The sequence below is a fragment of the Granulicella aggregans genome, from assembly GCF_025685565.1.
Taxonomy (GTDB): domain Bacteria; phylum Acidobacteriota; class Terriglobia; order Terriglobales; family Acidobacteriaceae; genus Edaphobacter; species Edaphobacter aggregans_B.
Genome location: NZ_JAGSYE010000003.1, coordinates 55,100 through 77,678 on the forward strand (window position 1 = coordinate 55,100; position 22,579 = coordinate 77,678).

The 22,579-nt window shown below is 59.9% G+C and carries 16 protein-coding genes; 2 read left to right on the top strand and 14 right to left on the bottom strand.

The window, feature by feature from the left end; genetic code table 11:
- Positions 1-12: 12 nt before the first annotated feature.
- Genes OHL18_RS15645 through OHL18_RS15655 form a run of 3 tightly spaced genes read right to left on the bottom strand, consistent with a single transcriptional unit; the run spans position 13 to position 3,397 of the window.
- Positions 13-447, bottom strand: coding sequence for a type II secretion system protein (locus tag OHL18_RS15645; RefSeq protein WP_263375816.1), 435 nt, complete (start codon positions 445-447; stop codon positions 13-15).
- A complete protein-coding gene (locus OHL18_RS15650; RefSeq protein ID WP_263376561.1) occupies positions 441-920 on the bottom strand; it encodes a type II secretion system protein in 480 nt (159 codons plus the stop codon). The genes OHL18_RS15645 and OHL18_RS15650 overlap by 7 nt, the downstream gene beginning before the upstream one ends.
- 38 nt (positions 921-958) lie before the next feature.
- Entirely contained in the window at positions 959-3,397 is a 2,439-nt protein-coding gene (locus OHL18_RS15655) for a cohesin domain-containing protein (RefSeq protein ID WP_263375817.1), read from the bottom strand.
- A 347-nt stretch (positions 3,398-3,744) separates the two neighbouring features.
- Here OHL18_RS15655 and smpB point away from each other — a divergent pair, with 347 nt between their 5' ends.
- Entirely contained in the window at positions 3,745-4,284 is a 540-nt protein-coding gene (smpB, locus tag OHL18_RS15660; protein WP_263375818.1) for an SsrA-binding protein SmpB, read from the top strand.
- A 205-nt stretch (positions 4,285-4,489) separates the two neighbouring features.
- Here the strand turns inward: smpB and OHL18_RS15665 are convergent, their stop codons facing one another.
- Positions 4,490-7,174 carry a beta-glucosidase family protein gene (locus OHL18_RS15665; RefSeq protein ID WP_263375819.1) on the bottom strand — a complete coding sequence of 895 codons (2,685 nt, stop codon included), beginning with the start codon at positions 7,172-7,174 and terminating at the stop codon, positions 4,490-4,492.
- A gap of 151 nt (positions 7,175-7,325) precedes the next feature.
- On the opposite strand from OHL18_RS15665, the gene OHL18_RS15670 reads away from it, so the two are divergent.
- A complete protein-coding gene (locus OHL18_RS15670) occupies positions 7,326-8,834 on the top strand; it encodes a leucyl aminopeptidase (protein WP_263375820.1) in 1,509 nt (502 codons plus the stop codon).
- Positions 8,835-8,916: 82 nt separating this feature from the next.
- On the opposite strand, the gene OHL18_RS15675 is transcribed toward OHL18_RS15670, so the two are convergent.
- From OHL18_RS15675 to OHL18_RS15720, 10 genes are all read right to left on the bottom strand, one after another.
- Entirely contained in the window at positions 8,917-9,660 is a 744-nt protein-coding gene (locus OHL18_RS15675) for a hypothetical protein (protein WP_263375821.1), read from the bottom strand.
- A 58-nt stretch (positions 9,661-9,718) separates the two neighbouring features.
- Positions 9,719-10,396 (bottom strand): hypothetical protein, encoded by a 678-nt coding sequence (locus tag OHL18_RS15680; RefSeq protein WP_263375822.1) that lies wholly within the window; start codon positions 10,394-10,396, stop codon positions 9,719-9,721.
- Positions 10,397-11,013: 617 nt separating this feature from the next.
- Entirely contained in the window at positions 11,014-11,625 is a 612-nt protein-coding gene (locus OHL18_RS15685; RefSeq protein ID WP_263375823.1) for an RNA polymerase sigma factor, read from the bottom strand.
- A 48-nt stretch (positions 11,626-11,673) separates the two neighbouring features.
- On the bottom strand, positions 11,674-12,054 hold the full coding sequence (locus OHL18_RS15690; RefSeq protein ID WP_263375824.1) for a RidA family protein: 381 nt from the start codon (positions 12,052-12,054) through the stop codon (positions 11,674-11,676).
- Between the two features lie 15 nt (positions 12,055-12,069).
- Positions 12,070-13,587: a glycoside hydrolase family 1 protein gene (locus tag OHL18_RS15695; RefSeq protein ID WP_263375825.1), complete on the bottom strand. Its 1,518-nt coding sequence runs from the start codon at positions 13,585-13,587 to the stop codon at positions 12,070-12,072.
- Positions 13,588-13,674: 87 nt separating this feature from the next.
- Positions 13,675-15,672: an arginine--tRNA ligase gene (locus tag OHL18_RS15700; RefSeq protein WP_263375826.1), complete on the bottom strand. Its 1,998-nt coding sequence runs from the start codon at positions 15,670-15,672 to the stop codon at positions 13,675-13,677.
- A gap of 49 nt (positions 15,673-15,721) precedes the next feature.
- Positions 15,722-16,756 (bottom strand): lysylphosphatidylglycerol synthase transmembrane domain-containing protein, encoded by a 1,035-nt coding sequence (locus OHL18_RS15705; protein WP_263375827.1) that lies wholly within the window; start codon positions 16,754-16,756, stop codon positions 15,722-15,724.
- A gap of 121 nt (positions 16,757-16,877) precedes the next feature.
- Positions 16,878-18,182 (bottom strand): aspartate aminotransferase family protein, encoded by a 1,305-nt coding sequence (locus tag OHL18_RS15710; protein WP_263375828.1) that lies wholly within the window; start codon positions 18,180-18,182, stop codon positions 16,878-16,880.
- Between the two features lie 54 nt (positions 18,183-18,236).
- On the bottom strand, positions 18,237-20,336 hold the full coding sequence (locus OHL18_RS15715; protein WP_263375829.1) for a DUF3857 domain-containing protein: 2,100 nt from the start codon (positions 20,334-20,336) through the stop codon (positions 18,237-18,239).
- Between the two features lie 69 nt (positions 20,337-20,405).
- A complete protein-coding gene (locus OHL18_RS15720; RefSeq protein ID WP_263375830.1) occupies positions 20,406-22,331 on the bottom strand; it encodes a DUF3857 domain-containing transglutaminase family protein in 1,926 nt (641 codons plus the stop codon).
- Positions 22,332-22,579: the final 248 nt, after the last annotated feature.

Sequence of the window (22,579 nt, forward strand, 5' to 3'; positions counted from 1 at the left end):
TTCAGCCCGCCGTCACCAGGTGGAGTACGACGTCCCCTCGCTCGAGGTCTCCTGCGCCCCGCTGTGTACGTCGGTAATGCCACCCTGCGTCTCATCGACCGAGGTTAAGGTGTCACTCTGGTCGGCGATCCAGGTGTCGGTCCGCGCGGTGATCGGGTCCTTGGGAATCGCCTTCAGATATCCCGACTCCACCAGATCGTTCAGCGACTGCGGCGCCTTCGACTTGTCCACCGTGTAGGAGTCGATCGCCGACCGCATCGTGTGAAGGTCTTCCCGCAGCACCGCTTCCTTGGCCTTGCGGACGGAGGCTAGGTACGACGGGACTGCGATCGCCGCCAGCACGCCGATGATGATCATGACGATCATCAGCTCGAGCAGCGTGAACCCCTGCTCTCCACCCCGTGCCCCGGCGGCTCTTTGGCCCGATACTGTCTTTTGAATCACCATGTGCTGTACTTCGTTCCGTCCAGTGCCGTGCCGTTGCTCTTCGTGTAGACGTCGAAGACGTTCTGTCCGCCGAAGGAGTCCGAATCCGGCTCGTCCTGATTCGACCGTAGTCCCCAGTCCGTATTGCCTGTCATCGGATCGATCGGAATCTTCCTCAGAAACTTGACCTTCTTCGATTGAATATCGACACCATCCACCAGCGTCTGAAGATCGGGCGGATAATTCATGCTGTCCGCCTTGGTCACCATGCCGCCCTTCATTGCCGCATCCTTGTAAGCGTCGATGGCGGCCCGCATCTCCCAGAGGTCCCTGCGCAGCTCCTTCTCCTTTTGGCGCTTCACCTGAAATCTTGCGATCGGCACCGCGGCACCAGCCAGGATCGCAAGGATCGTGACCACGATAATCAGCTCGACGAACGAGAGACCGGACTCCGAGACCCTCTTCCCCACCGGCAGGCCAGGCCGGTCGCCGATGCCGGGGCGGGTAAGGAGCTTCCCCTCCGGGTTCAGCTTCACTTCACATGCACCACGGCCTGCGATCCGGTGGCCGGAATGTTGATGTTCCTGCTGTCGCTTGCGCCAACCTTGACCATCGTGATCGGCGAGTCACCCGGGGCGATCGCCTTGAAGGTCAGGATGCACACCGTACCTTGTCCGCTGACGCCCTTCGTGTTGGGCGGACGCCTTGCAGAGAGCGCTACCAGCCCGTTGCCCTCGTCGCGGTGAGCCAAAGCTACAGCCTGGCCGTCGGAGCCGAGGAACGGTCCTGAATCCACGTTGACCAGCTGCAGCACCGCCGGATTGAACTGCAGCTGCATCGGCACTGCGAATACGTCTTCACCGTTTGCGAGGGTCACGGAGGTCTGGAAGGTGCTGCCCACCGCCTGCGACGCATTTGCGGGCTCGATGCCAAACTGGATCGCGGTTCGTCCCCCCGGTTGAGCGAACGGTGCCGCAGGGGGTGCGGATGTGATCCCGCTGCCGCCAATCGGAGCCGTCGTCTGCGGAAGATCGCTGGGCAGATTCGAATTCAACTTCTGCGGCGTCGGATGCACCATCGCAGCCGCGGCGCTGGCCGCTGTCACGCTTGAGACCGGCTGGATCGCCGAAGGCCCAGCCTCGGCGTCCGCAGGATCGGAGCCAATGGCCGAGCCCCCTTCGCGGTGCAGCTCGATCGACTGGCTGGTTCCGGTATCGATGGCGCGCGTGTTCAAGCGGCTCAGTACCGATTCCCGAACAATATGGGGGATCAGAAGAAAGACGATCTCGTCCTGCTGCTTCTCGTTCTTGCGCGATCCAAAGAAATACTTAAGTAGCGGAAGTTCACCAAGTCCCGGCGTTCCACTCAGCGACAGGCTGTCCTGCTGTGTAAGGATTCCAGCCATCACGCTGGGTTCTCCGTCCAGCAGCTGGATCGTCTGCTCCGCCACACGCTGCGAGATGATCGGCTCCGTGACGCCGCTGATGGTCACGTTGCCGTTCTGCGAAGAAACTTCAACCTTCAGCTTCAGGGTCACCTCGCGGTCAAGGTGGACGGTTGGCGTCATGTCGATGTTCACGCCCACGTCGAGATAGGTGAACTGGGTCTGGACACCAATGCCAGAGGTCAGACCAGTTGCGGCGCCGGCGCTATAGGAGCCGGTCGCTACCGGGATCTTCGATCCGATCTTGAGCGTCGCGCGCTGGCCGTCGGAGGCGCGAATACGCGGATTCTGCAGGATGCGCGTGTCGCTGTCGGTAAGCAGCGCATCGACCTCAGCCGCTCCGATGGTCACAGCGATATTGTTTCCAGTCAGGTGCGCCAACGTATTGAGCGTCGTTCCGCTGGTAGTCGTCGTGGTGGTACTGCTCGAACTCGTGGACGCCGCGGTGCTCTGTACCGAGGCTCCGAAAGACTGCGGCAACTGGATGCCCAGCTGCCGAATCCGGTCGCGATTCACTTCAAGTACCGCCACGTCGACGACGACCTCAGGCTTCGCCCGGTCGAGATCGTTCAACAGCTTCTGGGCCAGCAGAAGCTGGTCCGGGGTTGCGCGCATCACGATCGCGTTCTGTGTCGCCACCAGGAAGATCTTCACGCTCGGATCGAGCAGGTTGCGGATCGCGGTCAGAACTTCGGTCGCGTCGTTCGCGGTACTGGTATTGCTCAGGTAGAAGGTTTGCACCGCCATCTCGTCGAGGTCGGTGCGCTTCTGCCGGGTGTTCTGGGCGACAAAGATCGTATTCGCCGTCACCGGCTTGTAAAACGTGTTCGAGATCGTTCCCACGATGCGCAAAGCATCCGAGAGAGTCACCGTCGTCAGATCCACCGGAATGCGCTTCGAGGTATAGTCTGGGTCGAAGAGAACATTCAGGCCAGCGGCCTTGCCGATCGCCTGGTAGATAACCTTTGTGTCCTCAATCATATGCAGCGTGATCGGATCGTTCGATACCGGCTTCAGTTCGACGATTCCGCTTACCGATCCAATCTTCTGCTGCGCCTCATTTTGTCCCCCGATCTTTCCCGGAGAAGGCATCTGCGCGGCCGCCTTCGGGTTGCGGATGATGTCGATCTCCTGCTGCGCGGTCTGGTTCGACGGATCGATCTCGAGCGCGCGGGTAAACTCCATCAGCGCGGCCCCAGAGTCTCCTCCCTGGAGGTAAACACGGCCACGGTCCACGTGCGCTGCACCTGCTTTGAAGCGCATGTTCTCGTAACGAGTCTTGAAGCGGATGTCTTTGGGTGCTTTCGCGGCGGCCTTCTTGTAGTCCTCGAAGGCGGCATCGTAGTCCTGCCGCGCCTCGGCTGCCTGGCCGCGCTTGTTCCAACCCGCTGCCGACTGCCCCTGGGCCGTGCGGCCCGAGAGTCCAACGGTCAGCGCAAGTCCGCCCACGATCAACAAAGATGCCGGAAGACCACCCAGAACGACGGGGAGACGCCTCGAAAGATATGTGCTGAACCAGCGTCCCATGTTGCTGATGGCTTCCTTTGCTTTTCCGTTAGGTTGAAGTGACCGGCGCGGCACGCTGGCAGTCGGCGGTCCAGGGAACGTTCTCTCCGGCGGGGCGATCGATGCCGTTGATTCGGCTGAGTATAGCATTTGAGGTGCACAGTTCTTGTGTTCAGATGCGGTTGGCTATCCCATTACGGGCCGTTTCGGCTTTTGCCGCCGACTCCTTTAGCCCCGGCCTCAACATATTCTTTCTCTATAAGATAGTGACCCGCAAGCTGTTTGACGTTCCAGCGTCGAAGTCGCCACTGCCTCTTTCGTGCTACTGACCAAAGTGGTACCCCATCCTGCTAAACTTAAAAGTTCTGATGCCTCGTTCTCTATCCAATCCGACCGTCGCCCACCAACCCAAGCCGGTGGTGAAGGAAAAGGACCGCGATCCTGTCGCCGCTGGCCTGCGCGATGCCGCCTATAACCGATCGGCGAGCCATAACTACTTCCTTACTGACAAGTTCGAAGCCGGAGTGGCGCTGCGCGGCACCGAGGTCAAGAGCATTCGCGAAGGAAAAGCCAACCTGAAGGACGCCTACGGCCTGCTCAAAGATGGCGAATGCTTCCTGCTGAACGCCCACATCGGTCCCTTCTCCCACGGCAACGCCATGAACCACGAATCCCTCCGCACCCGCAAACTTCTGCTGCACAAACAAGAGGTGAGGAAGCTCGAAGGTATGACGAAACAGAAGGGCTTTACGCTCATTCCGACACGTCTTTATTTTCGGCATGGACGGGTGAAATGTGAGCTTGCTTTGGCTAAGGGCAAGCAGGAATGGGACAAGCGCGCGACCGAGCGCAAGCGCGAAGCGGATAACGAGGCCAAGTCCGCCATCGCCCGCAGCCAGCGGCGATAGCAGCCTAAATACCGGTAGCTCGAAATTGCCCTTTTTCAGCGCGGATTCGGCGTATTCACAGGCCAATTCGGGAGTCGATGGCGGAATTCCCAATGTTTTTGCAGGCAGGATGTTCTATCTGCGGTTCACACCGGTTAATGTTCCACGTGGAACATTAACCGGTGTGACATGAAAGCGGTAATACTTCCGTAAAAGATTGTCCGACTTACTTCACCTCCGCCTTCAAGGTCAGGTCGCGCGACGAATCCCCCACCCATACCATCCGCGTCCCTTCAGGCCTAATCCACGTCTTCTTCTCGACCGACCAGTACTCAAACGCGCGCGGAGCAATCGTCAGTTTGACCTCACGCTCCTCACCCGGCTTGAGCGAGATCCGGTCGAATGCCGCCAGCGTCTTCGGCGCGAACTGCACGCCTTCAGGCTTCGACTTCGGTGCTTCGAGATAGACCTCTGCCACTTCATCGCCCGCGACCGCTCCCGTGTTCTTTACCTTCACGGAAACTTCAGCACCACCGCCTGCACTCGGCTTCACCTTCACGTCCGACATGGCGAACTTCGTATACGACAGCCCGAACCCGAACGGGAACAGCGGCTCAATCTTCTGGTCGTCGAACCAGCGGTAGCCGACCAGTACGCCTTCCGAGAAGGTCGTCTTGCCATCGACGCCCGCTGACGACCGCTCCGGATGAGCAGGCGAGGTTGCCGGATAGTCCCCAAGCGTCTTGCCCCAGGTCATCGGCAGCTTGCCGCCGGGATTCGCCAGCCCGAGCAGGATCTTCGCCTCGGCTGGTCCACCCTCGTCACCGGTCCACCACATCTCCACCACGCCCTTCACCTTATCGATCCAGGGCATCGCCACCGGCTGGCTCGAGTTCAGAACAACCACCGTGTTCGGATTCACCGCAGCGATGTCCTCAATCAGCTTGTCCTGATCTCCCGGCAGTCGGAAGTGCGGCTTGTCACGCGTCCATACAAAGACGACAGCGGTCTTTGAAGACTTCGCCGCCGCAACCGCCGCATCGTGATCGCGCTCGCGAGCCTCGGGAGTGGACCAGTTCAGGCGAACCTGCACCGGAGCGCTGGAGGTGTCGAGGGACGTCCTGATCTCGATTGCGTGTGCTCCCTTGGTGAGTTGGATTGAGCGCCGGACGTTGTCGAGACCGTCCGTGGTCGGAAGACCGCCGTCCTGGGTGGCGTACTGGATGTCGCCGTGCACTGCGCCCTTGGCAGCGCCGGTGCGGCCGATCTCCTTGCCGTCGATGCTGAGGATCGCGCGGGTTCCGAGGACCTGCAGGTAGAGCCAGTAGTCCCCATCAGCGGGGACGGTCAGGTCGCCCTTCCATATGGCTACCGTGTTGGGCGGCAGCGGCTTACCGTTCGTCTGCGTAAAGTCCACCGACAAATCGACCATCGCGCTGCCCGAAGCGTCCGTCCGCTCCAATCCAGGCTGTCCGCCGTGGCTCAAAGCGCTGGCAGGGATGGTGGCTCCAGTGAGATCGTCGGCCACGGCGAAGTTGACCTCCGTCTTTGGCGCGAGCTTTTTCATGGCTGCCAGCGGCGATACTTGCCGGGCAGGGATGCCAGGCGAGCGCTCGCCAAAGGTGCCGATGGCATCCACCTGCCCTGCGGTAGGGCCAATCAGCGCGACGCTTTCGCTCTGCTTGAGCGGGAGAATGCCGCCCTCATTCTTCAGCAGAACAGCAGCGTCTTCGGCGGTCTTTTCGATGATCGCGCCGTTGCCTTCAAGATCCTGCGGAGTGACATCGTGTTTCTGCTTGCCATCCAGATATCCAAAGCGCGCAATCTCGTAGAGCACACGCCGCGCGGCCGCTGTGATGGTCGCCTCGGTGATCGAACCATCCTTGAGCGCGTCTTTCATCGTCGCCGGGTCGGAGTCCATCGGGAAGGCGTTGACGTCCATGCCTGCCGCGCCCTTCTCTTCAGGGATGGAACCGCCGAGCATCCCTGCAAGCGCTGCGGGGTCGAGCGGAGCAGGAGGAGGCCCCTGCGGCGGAACGGTCACGAAGTAGTTGTGGATCAGCGAAGCGAGCGGGCTTACCGGATCGGCTGCCCCTGGCATCTCCATCGTCAGACCTTCGTTCAGGAAATGGACGTTGTGTACCCCGCCCCAGTCCGAGGTGATGAAGCCTTTGAAACCGAGTTCGTCGCGCAAGATCGTCTTCAGCCCGTCGGAGTTACCGCAGGCAAACTTGCCATTCAGCCGGTTGTAGGAACACATGATCGACGCCACGCCTGCTTTGATCGCGGCGTCAAAGGGCGCGACATAGACTTCGTGGAGTGCTTGTTGATCGACGAAGACGTTATAAGAATCGGAGTCATAGGCAACAAAGTGTTTGGCCTGCGACATCACTCCCTGCGCTTGTTCGCCCTTGATCTCGGCCGCGCCCATCGCTCCGTTCAAGAGAGGGTCCTCGCCCAGCGTGTTGTAAGCGCGCGCAAAGGTGATGTCGCGATCGATGTTGATGAAGGGCTGCAGCACAACATCTATCCCCAGCGACCGCGCCTGCCGGCCAATGGCCACGCCATTCTGTTCGGCGTCCTTTGTGCTCCACGTTGCGGCAACGCCCATGGTCGCCGTCTGCGCCTGCCCTGCATTCTTCGTCAACACGCCCGGAGGCCCATCGGCCATGCGCAGCGACGGCACTCCAAGGCGCGGCACTCCCGGCAGATAGCCCGCCTGTCCCTGGTACGTCGCGTCCGGCTCCACAGCGCCGCGGATCAGGTTCATCTTCTCTTCCAGCGTCATCTGTTGCAGCAGCTTGTCGATTCGGGCCTCGTCCACCTTCTCGGGCGGCGTCACCTGGGCGCCCACCGATACGGCGATCGCGGTTGAAAGAACGGCAAAGACAGCAAGATGGCGGAAGTTCATCGAATAAGGCTCCTTAGATCAAACTGCAGGAAACAAAACCTGATATGAAACTCAACCTGAAGCTGGGAGTATAGCGCCCGAAGTGGAGTTTGGTCTCCTCCAGCCAGAATGTAGGAAAAAGGCCACCAGCGCGACGCGATACGATAGACAGATGGATACGAAGCTGATCAGCCAGGACCTCGCCACCGTTGCAACGCCTCTGCTTGCCGTCTTTGCCGTCGACACCGCCGAACCAAAGAGCGAGAAGCCTTCGCTGAGCTTGCTGACGACCAATGAAGCGGTGTCGGCTGCCGTAGCGGCCGTCCTCACTTCGGGCGAATTCAAGGCCGCAGTTGGCGACACCGTCGTGATCCACGCGCCCGCTGGCCTTGCCGCAGAGCGCCTGCTGATCATCGGGCTTGGCAAGAAAAAGTCTCTCTCGCTCGATGAGCTTCGCAAGGGCGGCGGCACCGCCGTTCGCGCCGCGAAACCTCGTGGCCTGCGCGAGGTCGCCATCGCCTTCCCCACGCTCGAGACGATTTCGGCTGCCCATGCTGCTCGCGTCATCGCCGAAGGTATTGAGCTCTCGGACATCGACTACGACACGTACAAGAGCGACCGCAAGGACCTCTCCGTTACCACAGCAACTGTCGTCATCTCCGCACCCAGCGCTGAGATTGAGGCGGGCGTCGAAGAAGGCCGCATAATCGGAGCCTCCCAGAACTTCACCCGCGAGCTGGTCAATGAGCCGGGAAACATTTTGACCCCGACGGTGCTCGGCCAGCGGGCCGCCGCCATGTGCGCGGAGGTCGGCCTGAAGTGCGAGGTCTACTCCACCGAAAAGCTGCACGAGTTGAAGATGGGCTCGTTCTGGGCCGTCTCGCAGGGATCAGCCGAACCACCCGCGCTCATCGTCATGACCTACGAGCCGGAAGTGGCCCAGGCAGAAGGCGCACCCGTCATCGGACTCGTCGGTAAGGGCATCACCTTCGACACCGGCGGCATCTCCATCAAGCCCGCCGACGGCATGGAGAAGATGAAGTACGACATGGCCGGCGCTGGAGCGATGATCGGCGCGATGCGCGCCATCGCGCTGCTGAAGCCCGCCGTCAAGGTCATCAGCGTTGTCTGTTCTGCTGAGAATATGCCCGATGGGAAGGCCTTCAAGCCGGGCGACGTGGTCACCGCCATGTCGGGCAAGACCATCGAGATCGTCAACACCGACGCTGAAGGCCGGCTTGTACTCGCCGATGGTTTGCACTATGCGAAGACGCTCGGCTGCACCCATCTCATCAACGCGGCTACTCTCACGGGTGCTGTAGCTATTGCGTTGGGCAAGCTCAACGTCGGGTTGTTCTCAAACGACGACGCGACGGTAGAAAAGTTCACCAGCGGCCTCGCCGTCTCGGGCGAAAAGTACTGGCGTCTCCCCTGCACCGACGACTACGCCGACCAGATCAAGAGCCCCATCGCCGATATCCAGAACACCGGCATCACGCGCTATGGCGGGTCGATTACGGCGGCAATGTTCCTCAAGGAGTTCGTCGGAGAGACGCCGTGGATCCACCTCGATATCGCAGCTATGGCCTGGAACGACGAGACCAAACCTTGGCTCGCCAAAGGCCCATCCGGGATTGCAGTCCGCTCCATCACAGAGTGGGTCAGAAGCTACGCGGAGTAGCTTATGTCCATCTCTGTTGGAGGGCTGTTCTGACCGTCGTGACCATGTTGAATCTGTGAACTATGCTTCACATGGGATCCGACTAGTGCTTCTTTCCCCTACCGAACGTGTAGGTCACGGAAAGAGTGGGCTGACTGCTGACAGTAACCAGACGACCAGCAAGGCCAGAGTAGTTCGGATACTTATAAAGCAGGCCACGGTATTCGGCACGAAGGGCCAGGTGAGAGTTGAAGTAATAGTCCACCCCGACTCCAGCCACGCCAAGCTGCCTGAATAAGACGGACGGGACAGTGGACGTCGATGTAGGAAGAGAAGCTGATGCAGTGGATCCGCGGTGGACCGGAAGAAAGGTGAGCACGCCCGCACCAAGATCGGCGAAGCCGGTCAGCCTGGGTGTAATGTGCTTCTGGATCATGTAGGCGAGGCTCAACTCATATACGTTGCTCGGGATCGCCAAACGGGATGCAAAGTATGACAAACTTCCGTTCTCCTCTGTAGTTCGCGTATAGCCAAAGTTTGCGGAGTACCCAAGCCACGGGCGGAAGCTCTGTCGCACAGAGCCTAGTACACAAACCGAGGGATCGAACGATTGCGACCCAAGCGGCTGGGTCACCCGTGTCGCGGTCAACTGAGCCGCAGCACCGAGCGACACGGAGGTCTCGATCGGGTGGCGCTTTACAGGCCCTGCGGGTTGTGCCGCGACGTTAGCACTCTGCGGTGCCTGAGGAAGAGCCTGATCCTGCGCCTGGACATCGGAGGCGGAAAGAGCGGCGGCAAGGAGAAGCATAAAAACGGCGTGGCGAGGGCAGAACTGTGCGTAGCTCAATGGAAGTCTCCGTGATGATCGTGGGGGATGACAGTGAGGGTTGCAGGCGTTCGAACAGCTACTTTTTGCCGAAGTTATAGACAATGCCGAGCGACGGCTCATTGCTGATGGTGACGCCATCTATGTCAGGGATGAAGTTTGTGGCAGAGCTGAAGTTGGGGCTCTTATAGACCTGTGCCCGGTAGGAGGCTCGCGCCCCCCAGTGCTTGTTGATGGCATAGTCAAGGTTCGCTCCCACGACGCCGGCAGCTCGATAGGCATGTCCAGAGAACTGCGAGGCAACAGTAGGCAAAAAGGCGAGAAGGCCGACGCCCGCTTCGGCCGACGTCTTGAATCGGCGAAGGTGCGGTCCTTGAATGACGTACGTTCCGGCGGCCTCGTAGATGCGACTATTGACGATCACCGCGCCATCGTCGGTGTAGATAAAGTCGGGCCGAGAATAGGACATCGTAACGCGGTAGCCGAGGGTACGACGAAACTGCTGATGCAGCGAGGCGAGCGCGATGACAGCGGGGGAGGAGGTCTCCGTGACGCGCCCGATGCCAGCTGGTTCGACAGAATGGGGCAGGATCAAATTGGCACCGATACCAAGCATCAGGTCCAGGTCATGTGGGCGACCGGACCTGTCAATGCTCTTTGTCCGTCCGTTGCGGGCCATGCTCACGGCGCTTTGTCCCGGATCTGAGGACGGCTCCGGCAAAGGCATACCGCCCAGGATCGGCTCCGCCGTTGCCAAGAGAGGTACGTCCGACAGGACTGGCTGAGAAATATCCGCGGAAGGCGGAGACGCCAATGGAACAGAAGGCGTCGGAATTGGATGAAGGGCAGAAGACGGGTGTGGGGTCTCGGAATGAAAGAGACCGGACCTCAGACTGAGCGCAAGGAGGCGCTGCGGCGGCAGCTTGGAAGATCCATACCGTCCTGCAGGCTCCTGGCTTGGGCTCGCGGGCCGCGGGGGCGATGTTGCCAGACCTGCCAGGTCATGTTTTGGGGAGTGGAAAAATGGGTGGGTAGTGGCAAGGAACGCGAGGGCAGCGGCACTTGCCATGAGTGCTCCGCCGAATACCGCCAGACGCCACCTGGGCGCTCGCAGAGGCGGAGGAGGGTATTGAACCAGGGAGCGACTGAGCGCCTTCCAATTACGATCCAGTACTGTGTCGTCGATCTGCATGGAAACATCCTTGACAGCGCTGAGTGAAGCGACAATGAGGTCCGACTCGGCAGCCAGGGAGGCACTCGATTCAATGGCTCGAAGAACGGCCTGCTCCCTGCGTGGCGAAAGCTCGTGAAGGTGGAGGGCGATGAGGTCGCCTTCGGTGATTTGTTCTGAACTGTGTAAGTGAAATGGGTTCATTACGACTCCCTCGCGAAACGGGATGGAGAAAAGGTTGTGGATGAGACCGGAGTCACGGGCGCGAACTGGCGGCGCAGCTTGGATACGGCACGAAAGATTGTCTGGCGAGCAGTATTTGCGGTAACGTCCAGCGCCGCAGCGACGACGACGATGGGTTGCTCCTCGAAATGGCGAAGGACAAAGGCGCTGCGTTCCATCGGTGTGAGGCAATTTAGCAGAGCATCTCGCCGGAGGAGTGCCTCAGCATGAAGCACCTCCGCCTCAGGATCTGGCCGCTCCGACAGGAGGACACTTTCGGCTTGAGGAGTGCCATCGATTGGCACCGCATTCCAGGACGGATCGCGGTGCCGACGCTCGATCAGGTTGAGTGCGCAGTTGGCTGCGATGCGGTAGACCCAGGTACCGAAATTAGCGTCCTTCCGAAACGAAGCGAGGTTGTTGTATGCGCGAAGAAACGCCTCCTGCGCCGCCTCTTCCGCATCCTCGACCGATCCGGTGATCCGGAGGGTCATACGGAGAACGGTGGGCAGATGCCGATCCATCAGGATGCGATACCTGTCGGTATCACCGGCGAGGATTCGCTTGATGACGTCTTGCTCAGCTTTGTCCATTCGCAGGATTAGACAAGCTAGTGGCAAGATCTGTTAGTAGCCTTGTGATCAGGCTTCGGCGACCGCCGCAATCGATACCTTGAGTCCTGGAATCCTGGCTGGAAGTTTGGCTCCTTGCCGAGCAGGCGGATTAACGGGAAACCATCTGAGCCACTCCTCATTCATCCCCGCGAAGTCTTCTTCCTCAGCCAGTACGACCGTCACACTGACGATCTTGTCCATGGAACTGCCTGCCTCCTCAAGAATTGCGGAGATGTTCTCAAGGCATTGCCGGGTTTGCTCCTGAATGGTCGTGCCCTTGATCGTCCCTGTCGCGGGATCATGCGGTGCCGTACCCGATACGAAGACCAACCCGGCAGCCTTGACTGCCTGACTGTAGGTCGCTGGCGGCTTTGCGGCCTTCGGAGTAAATACGATTTGTCTTGGCATCAGATCTCCTTCGCGTTACACGTCGAGGCGGTTAGAAGCAGCAACCTTCGCATACCAGTGGCCGGAGTCCTTTATCGTCCGCTTCTGGCTGCGGAAGTCGGTGTAGATGAGTCCGTAGCGTTCGGTGTAGCCCTCGCCCCATTGGAAGTTATCGAGCAGCGTCCAGGCGTGGTAGGCGCGGACTTTGGCTCCGTCGGCGATGGCGCGGGAGAGTTCCGCGAGGACTTGGCGGTACCAGTCGATGCGGCGGGTGTCGGGGACGCGGCCTTGTTCGTTTGGGGAGTCGAGATAGCCGCAGCCGCTCTCGGTGATCTCGAGGAATGGGTGGTCGTACTCCTTCGTGATGCGGGTGACGAGGTCGTAGATGCCACGCGGCCAGATCTCGATGCCGGACTCGGTGAGCGGGCCTTCGGTGGGCATGCCGGCGCGGAAGCGAGTGTAAGGGTCGCGACCACCGGGGGTGTTGCTTTCGATCTCGGTGCCGGAGAAGGCCCCGCCGCTGGCGAAGATCTCCTTGCTGGCGTCGGAGACGAGGCGGCGGCCGTAGAAGTGGAAGCCGATCCAGTCGAGCGGGGCGAGGAGGAGCTTCTCGTCGCCGGGTTTGAAGCCCATCTGCTCGAGCGGCGGCTCGCCGACGAAGGCGTTGGGGTAGCGGCCCTTCATGGTCGCTTCGAGGAAGAAGACGTTGTTCATGTTGTGGTAACGGTCAGCGGCGGCGTGGTCTTCCGGCGAGTTCGTCTTGGGGTAGGATGGGGCCATCTCGAAGGCGCTTCCGACTGTGGCTTTGGGCGAGGCTGCCTTCACAACCCGGTTGGCTTCCGCTTGGGCGAGGGCGAGGGTGTGCGCGGCTTTGAGGTAGTCCGTAAAACTAGTGCGCTGGGGCGGGAAGGCACCGGCGGCGTAGGACATGAAGGCGACGGCCCAGGGCATGTTGAAGGGAGCCCAGGTGGTGATGCGATCGCCGAGATGTTTGCCGAGAATGCCGGCGTAGTCCGCGAAGTATCCAGCGAGATCGCGGTTCGGCCAGCCGCCCTTGTCTTCGAGCGCCTGCGGCAGGTCCCAGTGGTACATCGTGCACCAGGGGCGGATGCCCGCTGCCAGCAGCGTGTCGACGAAGCGGCTGTAGTGGTCGATGCCCTTCATGTTGGGCGCACCGATGCCGCTCGGCTGGATGCGCGGCCAGGAGATAGAGAAGCGATGACTCTTGACGTTGAGGCTCTTCGCGAGGGCGATGTCCTGCGGGTAGAGGTGGTACTGATCGCAGGAGACATCGCCGGTTACGCCGCCGCGCACTTTGCCAGGAGTGTGGGTGAAACGGTCCCAGATGGATTCGCCCTTGCCGTCTTCCTTCCATGCGCCTTCGTTTTGATAAGAGGCGCTGGCAGTTCCCCACAGAAAGCCATCGGGAAAACGCGCCTGCTTGATGACTGATTCCGCGATCGCACCCGGCACAGGAGCGGCAATTTGTCCAGCCGCTAATGAAGTCTTTCCTGCAAGAGTGGCACCTGCCGCTGCCGCTAACGAAGAAGCCATAAACTCGCGACGGTTCAAGGTTCACCTCACCGTATGAAATCGTTGAGGTGAACTTTATAGGACACATGGCCGGTTGTCATGCGGCTTCTACATGACTGGTGGGGCTTCGATGCCCAGGTATCCCAGCGCGCGCACCATCTCACGCTTTGCAACCGCGGCCGTCGCCAGCAGTAGAGCCTTCTTCGCAGCGTCGGTTTCGTTCAACACATGGTGACGGTGGTAGAAGTTGTTGAACTGCTGCGCGAGTTGGAAGGCGTACTTCGCGAGATACGCTGGCTCCGCCGTCGCAATGCACTGCTCCAGCAGAAGAGTGAGTTTGGAGCACGCGAGCCATGTCTCCCACATCACAGTTCCCTCTTCGGTCGAGAGCACAGAGAGATCAAGATCGGCGATCGCAGCCAGCGCAGACTCCTCTGTGGTGTCGGACTTGCGGAGGATATTCGCGGCACGAACGATGGCGTATTGAATGTAAGGCCCGGTCTCGCCCTCGAAGCTCAGTGCGTCTTTGAAGTCAAACGCAATGACCGTGTTCCGTGTGAAGCGGAGCATGAAGTAGCGCAACGCTCCGACGGCGATCTGCGTGGAGATCGACAGCCGTTCGGCCTCGGTCAGTTCGGGATTGCGGACGTCGACTTGCGCTTTAGCAGCCGCGATCAGCTTGTCCAGCAGATCGTCGGCTTTCACGCCGAAGCCCTTGCGACCGCTTACCTCGAGGTACGACTTCTTCTGGTCTTCCTCGCTCACCGTGTAGCCGAGATCCATCGCGCAGCGCGGCGTCAGCGCCACCATCTCGTAGCTGAAGTGCGTATACCGGTCGGCAGCTTCGGTGTATCCCATGCCGCGCAACGCCGCGATGACATTGTTTTGCGGATCGTTCTGGCGCGAGTCGATCACGTTATAGATTGCGTCGGCCTTGCCGAAGGTCGGTGCGCCTTCATCACTCGCACCTGCCGTAGATATCCAGCAGCAGTGGCTTGGGTACTCGTGGAAGCGCACATAGCCAAAGTCCTTGCCAGGCAGGAGGCCAAACTTCCAGAGGTGGTACGCGATGTCCTTGCCCACGTATGTGACGGTGCCGTTCGAGCGCACGATCACCTTCGCGTCTTCATCTGGGCCGGTCACTTCTTCGTCTGAAGACCCCGCGCGCTTCATCACCAGGCAGCCCTTGTTCTTGCCCTCGGTCTCTAGGTAAAGCACGCCCTTGGCCAGCATCAACTCGCGAGCAGCATCCCAGAAGTGCAGCGAGAGGATCTCGCTCTCGCGGGGAAGGAAGTCGTACTCGATGCTGAGTCGCTCCATGGTTTCGAGGTGACGACGCAGCACGGCGGTTGCGATGAGGTCGGCGATCTCCGCTGTCTCGTTATTCCCTTCTTCAAGCGCATGCAGTGTGTCCAGGCGGATCTGCTTGCGGGCGGCGAGCTGCTCCGAATCGGCTGTGTACCACTGCGAGACGCGGGCATACAGGCCCCAGCAGTAATAATCGATCAGCGTGTTGGACTCCATCAACTCTGTCAGAAGTTCGCGGACGCCGAGAAGGGTCTTGCCTTCAAGATGCACGAGGCCGACAACGACATCGGCCACCTGCACGCCGGTGTTGTCGATGTAGTTCTGCACGCCGACTTCGTAGCCAGTCTTATATGAGTCAGGCCGCAGTAACCGCTGAAACGTGTCGCCAAGAATCGCGTTCCGCAGGTGCCCAATGTGGGCCGCTTTGTTCGGGTTGATGCTCGTATGCTCCACCAGCCGGAAGCCAGGGCCGCCGACGTTCGCGTGGACATCGCTCGCGATCTTGCGCACGGCAGCAGCGCGGTCGAGCTTCACATTCAGATAGCCAGCGCCAGCGATCTCTACACTGGCAATCCCTTCGAGATTAGCCGCGCTCAGCTCTGTTGCAAGCTCGGTGGCAATCGCTCGGGGAGCCTTGCGCAGACGCTTCGCCAGCTCGAACGCTACGGGCAGGGCAAGCTCGCCCATCGCGATCTGCGGCGGCTGTTCCACCGCAAGCTGCGCCAGGGTTACGTCGTACTTTTCAAGAAGAATGGCCTGAATGCGGGCCAGAAGCTGCTGCTGAACGATGCGATACATGCGTGCGTCTTCACCTTATCAATCTGTCTTAAGTCTACGTGAAGAGCGGCTACGGTAGCTCGGTCGGCAATGTCTCAATCTCTTCGATCAGCGGCTTATGCTCCGGTCGCCGCGCGCGATGAATGAGGAAGATAAGGCCGCCTGCGCCGGTCACCGAGATCAGCAGCCACGCATGGACCAGAAGAGCAAACGGCGCGGCCTGAGCGGCCACGGCTCCGTGCAGCTCCAGGTCAGTCGTCACGGCAAGGTCGAGTGTTCCAATCGCGCCTGGGGAGCTAGGAATCAGGTACGAAAGATTCGCCACCGAGACCGCGGCCCACGGGCCAATCTTGTCTGAGACAAGGCCGATCAGCTTCGCCGCCGAAACAAAGATCATGCCCTCGCAGGTCCAGATGATCGCTGACTGCACGAGCAGCAGGACCGATCCCGGAATGCCTATCTCCACCAAACAGTCGATCGCCAGCATGATGAAGTGCTCCAGTTTGGCGATCTTTGCGTTGCTGGAATGCTTGGCGAAGAAACGCTCCAGCGGCCCCTTCAACGTCCGGGCACCGACAATCAGGACGAGTAGTCCGACTGTCGAGATGGCAAGCAGCGTCTTCGCCAAAGCCTTCGAGTGCGGCGAGGCGTCGGCGCCCATCGTCACCGTGAACAAAAGAACGAGGATGAAGATGTCGAGAAGTTTCTCGAGGATGACCGTGCTGAGAATGACAGACGGCGACGCGCCAAGATCTCCCGCGTAGGTGAAGACCCGCATGATATCGCCGATGCGCAGCGGCAGGATATTGTTCGCCGCCAGCGAGGTCATCAGCACCCGCGCGCAGACGCCGAACTTCGCGCCCGTGCTGCGCATCATCCGCGTCCATCGAACACAACGGAGCGTGTAGCTGGCCAGCGTAAACGCCAGCACGCCGAGCACCCACACCGGCGCGACCATGCGCACCGCGCGCAGATCGGAGAAGCTGATCTTGCTGAAGGTGTACCAGAGGAAGCCCGCGCTGATTAGAAGTCCCGGAAGGGTCTTCAGCAGATTGCGGCCCTTGCTCGCACTTGCCTTCGGGGCGGCGACGTTGACTTCGCTCATCGGGAACCCGCGCTGGAGATCGTGTCAGTAGAGGTCGCTGAAGACGGCTTCTGGGAGTGGGAAAGGGCAATCATCGGTACAACCATTGTACTTTGTCCCGATATTGCCTCGATCAATCCTTCTAGGCGGTGGCGTAAGTTGCTGCCATGACAGCGGCGAAGCTCTCTGCCAGAATCGCAGCCGCCTCATCCACATCCGACTTGCTGATGTTCATCGGCGGGGCCATACGCAGGACGTTGTTGTAGACGCCGCCCTTGCCGATCAGCAGACCGCGCTCCCGGGCAGCCTCCATCACTTCTACAGCAAGTGCCGTTGCGGGCTCTTTTGTGACCGGATTGGTTACAAGCTCCATCGCCTGCATCAGGCCCATTCCGCGGACCTCGCCGATGCAGTGATACTTGTCCTGCAGCTCCTTTAGTTTCTCCTGCAGGTATCCGCCGACAACATCGCAGTTCGTGATCAGGTCGTCCTCTTCAATGAGGTCGATGACCGCCTTTGCCGTCACCATGGCGATCGGGTTGCCGCCGAAGGTGGAGATGGTCGGCCCCTCGTAAGCATTGGCGATCTCGGGCGTCGCCGCGGTCAGGCCAATCGGATATCCGTTGCCGAGACTCTTGGCTCCAGTGATGATGTCGGGAGTGACCTCCCAGTGCTCGATGCCGAACCACTTCTTCCCGGTCCGCCCCCAACCGGTCTGTACCTCGTCCGAGATGAAGTCGCCACCGTACTCTTTCACGGTCTTGAAGGCGATCTTGAAGAACTCCTTTGGAGGAACGATGTAGCCGCCGACGCCCTGAATGGGCTCGGCCAGCATGCCTGCGATCGCGCCGGAGGTCGAAGACTGGATGACGTTCTCGATGTCTTTCGCGCATGCGACCTCGCACGAGGGGTACTTCAGGCCGATGGGGCAGCGATAGCAATACGGGCTCATCGTGTGCACGATGCCTACTTCATAGTTCGCCTTGCGCCACGTGCTGATGCCGCCCATGGAGCGCGTCAGCGACGACCGCCCGCTGTAGGAGTGGCGAAGGGTGATGATCTCCGTATTGCCAGTGTGCATCCGCGCCGACTGGATCGCCGTCTCGTTCGCCTCCGTACCGCTCGCCGTGAAGAAGCTCTTGCTGATCCGGCCGGGCGTAATCTGCGCGATCTTCTCGGCCAGCTCCACCATCGTCTGGTGGGGATAGAGCGTCGAGGTATGGCCGAGCTTGTCCATCTGCGCCTTCACCGGCCCGTTGATGCGCGGGTTGGCATGGCCCACGCCCACCGTCACGATGCCGCCGAAGAAGTCGAGATACTTCCTGCCCTCGACGTCCCAGACATGCTGCATCTCGCCGCGCTCGATCGGCAGCGGATCGGCGTAGTAGTTCGAGGTCGCGGGATAGACGAACTCCTGCTTCTTGCGGATGATCTCTTTACGGTCCATGAGATGGCTCCCCTTTCCCTGAAAGATACATCACAGTCGGCACCCGTCGAGGGGTTAAGGCTTCTGCGTCTGGGATTGCGTGGTGGGCAAGGTGATGCTCTCCACCGATGTGGCCTGCCCTGATCCGGTCGTGGCCTGCACCGGTCCAGCTACCTTCAGAATCACAGGCTCCTGGTCCTTCGCCTCAAACTGCCCGTAGAAGGCCTTCAGGTCAGGATATTCCGCGGGCAGGTAGATAATCTCTCCCACCAGGAGATTTCGCCGGATGGTAACGCCGGTGCCGTCCGCAACGGCCTTGATATCGTAGGCCGCTGTCTTCCCCATCTTCACATCCTTATTCACCGGCACCGACTCAACCTCAAATCCCGGGGGAAGGTTGATCCGGATCGCATCCCGAGCGTTGTAAGGATAAGGGAAGTAGACCGCCATCTCGCGTTTGTCACGACTGAAGGTTGGCTTTGAGTTGCATTCGAACAAGTCACCCGTGACCAGCAGCCGTTTGCCGGTGGACGAACCGATCGGCCCCTTGATCGAGAGTGCCACGGTGAGAGGCTCCTCGTACTGGTCCAGCTTGTCGATGGAGAGCACCTTCACATCCATTCCGCCGGGCAACATGTGTTCTGCGTGCTCCTTCATCTCTCGTTCGACCGTCTCTTTGTCGTCGGTGAGCGCCTTCTGCCGCCACTTCAGGGCAGGTGCCCCGGTGAACTTGAGGTCCACCTTGCCAGTGACCACGCCCGTCTCATCCATCTTCAGATTGGCGACACGGATAATCCCGGAAGCCTGATAACTCTCGCCTGGCGTTCCGGCAAGGGTCGATCCCCCCTCTGTCTGCCGCAGTCCTGCTGATTCCGAGTGCTTCCACGCCAAGTGGCCAAACGGACAGTAGCGCGAACCCGGATCGAACGCCCGCTCTTTACCGTCGACCTCCACAATCGCAATATCGTCGTCTAGTTGGTCGAAGCTCAGGAAGTTTTTCAGGAAGATGGTGCGATCCCGATTCGTGACCAGCATCAGATACGCCTTCATTCCAGCTGCGCGGGCCATGGCAACGAAGAGTTGCGCAAGCTGGTCGCTCGATCCTCGCTTACGGGCCAGAATATCGTCGGTCGTATGTACCGCGTTGAGCCCTTCGGCCTTATCTTCGTTCCGCGACCGTTCACGGGTGTAGTCCGTATTCTCAAGTCCTTCGACGGCAGCGTAAAGCTTCTTCAACTTCTGTTCCTGGGTGTCGGAGGGGCTCACCAGTTCCTGGACGGCAGCCTGCACTCCTTTGCCCGGCCCGATGAACTTGTCGCGACGCTTCGACCAGTATTTACCCTCACCCTTCCAGAACTCTTCAGGATTCCGGTAGGGGGATGAGTAAAACAGCACCCTGTATCCGAGGCTGGATATCGGGGGCATGAACTCCTCTTCAATCGATGGAGCAATGTCGTGAACGACAAGATCGATCTGCGAGGACCCATCATGCGAAAGGTTCGATCCCGGCAGTTCGGTCCTTTTAACTTCGGCACCGGGCGGAAGAATCGGAGTCCAGGCAAGCGTGCTTACCATCTGTCCGCGTTCATCGCTTGTAACCAGTTCCCTGTCGGTCGGAAACCATGAAAAGTGCCCGCGCCGCAGATACAGGTCATTCTGGACAATCCAGTGTGGCGACGTGTACATATTGTCTTCCCAGCGCACTTTGTAGCGGTACTCGATGATGCTTCCAACGGTTACGTCGGGCAATGTAAAGACCTTGGCCTTTTCCTTGAACCCCTGCGCCTTCACAACCATTCGTTCATAGGGTTTGCCCGTGAACGGAATCACCGTGCCATCGGGATGGATCGTCCGGCCCGCAACGTCGGTGATAGAGAAACCCATGTCACCGCCAGCGACGTACTTCACCTCGACGTTGGCATGGTCCTTTCCGCCATCGGTCAGAATCTTCAGGCGGACGTACTCGCTATACATATGCAGGTGGTCCACCGTGATCTCCTCGCGGAAGAGGTAGACCGCGGGTGCTCCCGGAGCTCCGGCCTGCGAGGTCATCGAGAGCTCCTCCTGCGTTGGAGCAGTCCACTGGTCGGCTCGCGCGATGGCGCTCGAGAGTACACAAAGAAGCGATAGCGCGAACGAGATGCGAAGACGTGCAAACGAAACCGTGGAGACCATGCCTGCTCACTTTCAGTGTTTTGCTGCCATTGATGAAATCGTTTGACCGGGAGACTCTCGGCAACCTGGTTACTGTTTCTTCTTCAATACCGCGCTGCTTTGCTCGTCGTTCGAGATAACCGTGGCCAGCTTCTGCAGCTCGCCGTAGCGTTCCGGGGGCAGCGTCAACTCCCGCACCGTATACGTGCGCGTGTAACGCAGCGTGTTCCCATCCATCTTCGAAGAGCTGGTGTAGGCCGCAAATCCCATGTCGATCGACACCGGATCGGGGATCTCATCGACCGCATATCCGGCTGGCAGTTCGATCGAATAGTCGTCCTGCACCTGCATCGTCTGTTTCAGGTCGATCGGAACCGTTCGCGGCTCGTGGTCCAGCTCAAGATCCTGACGACCAAGGACCCGGGGACGAACCATCAGTAGTCCGCCCATGGTCTTGCCAAAGCGCGACGCTTCCAGCGTGTAGGTTGTCGTCAGCTCCTTGTTCAGCGATTCGACGTTCTCGACCTTCACATCGGCGACCTTGAAGCTGGTGAAGTCCTGCTGCAGCACGTGGTCGAGGAACTCCTGCTGCTCCTTGGCGTTGCCTGAGGTGTAGAGGCGGCGGCGATGCTCCGAGAGGTCTCCGAAGCGCTTCTCGGTGATACTTCCCTTCAGCGATCCATCCTCCAGAAGCTGAAAACTTGCAGATCGGTGAATCGTATTGAGCGTGGGGCTAAGAACGGGAAACTGAATGACCTGGCTATCGTTGCCTTCGACCAGGACGCCATAGCCGCCCTGAAGGTTGTGCTCCAACTGCCCGAACGCGGTCTTATCCCAGGTCGGATCGAAGATCAGATAGCGGCGGCCCGTCTTCGCGGTCACTACGCTCTTCAGCTTTGGCGACTCATATCCTTTCGGAATCTCGATGGCCGCGATGACATGGTTTCCCATCAGCGAAGGCGCGTCAGGATCGACAAAGCCGCGGTTGGTGTCGACCATCACCAGCGCCGAGTGCACACCGAGTGTCGAAAGCATCGCGGAGATAAGGGTCGCCTTGTCCTTGCAGTCGCCATAACGATTGCGGAAGATGTCTCCCGCCGCGTGCGGTTGCAGGCCCCCGATGCCCTGCTCGATGACGAAGTAGCGGATGTCCTTCTGCACAAACTCCGCAATGGCCTCAGTCTTGTCGTAGAAGTCGGTCTTGCCCGCGGTAAGCGATGCAGCCTTGGCCGCGATCTCGGGTGTCGCTACCAGCCGGTCCTTCGCGAGCTGCTGATACCACTCGCCAATGCTCTGCCACGTTCCCCCGACCGGACTCGGGATTGTGGGGCCCTCAAAGTGGATCGCCATCCTACCGGCTATCGCTCCCTCGGAAGGCGCCATCGAGACTTTCTTCAAGTCGACCGCGGGAACGTCCTTGAACTCCCAGCGCCAGCGCTGGTTCTCAAGATCGATGGGCGCAAGTGGCTTGTGATGCACCCAGTTTGTGCCGAAGGTGAAGCCAGGAGGAAGTGCGATGGTGAAGCTCTGGCTGACGCTGGGGATACTTCCCTGGAAGATCCAGTCATCCTCGGTCATGTACCCTGGCAGCCGCTGATCGCACTCATAGGCTACGATGCCGCCGGGATCTCGTCCCGGAGGCCGGGCCGCCTTGTAGCGCGCGTCATCATAGAGGCCGCCGCCGCCCTCGTAACCAAATTCCAAAATTTCGTTATCCTTCATCGCATACTCGTGCCCGTCCGCGCCGATGCTCCAGATGTGCAGCGAGAGAATCTTGCTGTCTTTGTCGAACTGCACCACGACGTCGGCATCGTCCCGGCCCGCCTGCCGCAGGATCTTCACGGCGCGGCGATGATGTTCCACGGCGTGTCCGTCGGGGGAGACGGTCAATGTCGTGTCATCGAGCAGCACGACTGCGTTTGTCGTTGCGGGGTAGGTTGGCAGGGTGTGCTGAGCGGCGGTACGCACCCAATCCGGAACGCTATCTTTTCCCGCCAGCGCTGAACGCTGGGTCACAACCCCAAGCAGAGAAAGAATCAGAAAACGAGAGGCAAATCGAAGCAAAGCAGATTGCGTCATGAAATACCCTATTGGACGCGGCGGTAGGTACGAATCAAGAAACGACACGAGAGAGGCAAAGCCTTCTCTAAGAATGATGGCGGCTGTAGGAGTTTTATACGTGGCGGAACAGACAAGTGCAAGGAGAAGATAGAACACCGAAGATCGCACAAAGGCAGCTTTTGGGAACGATTCTCTTCAGACAA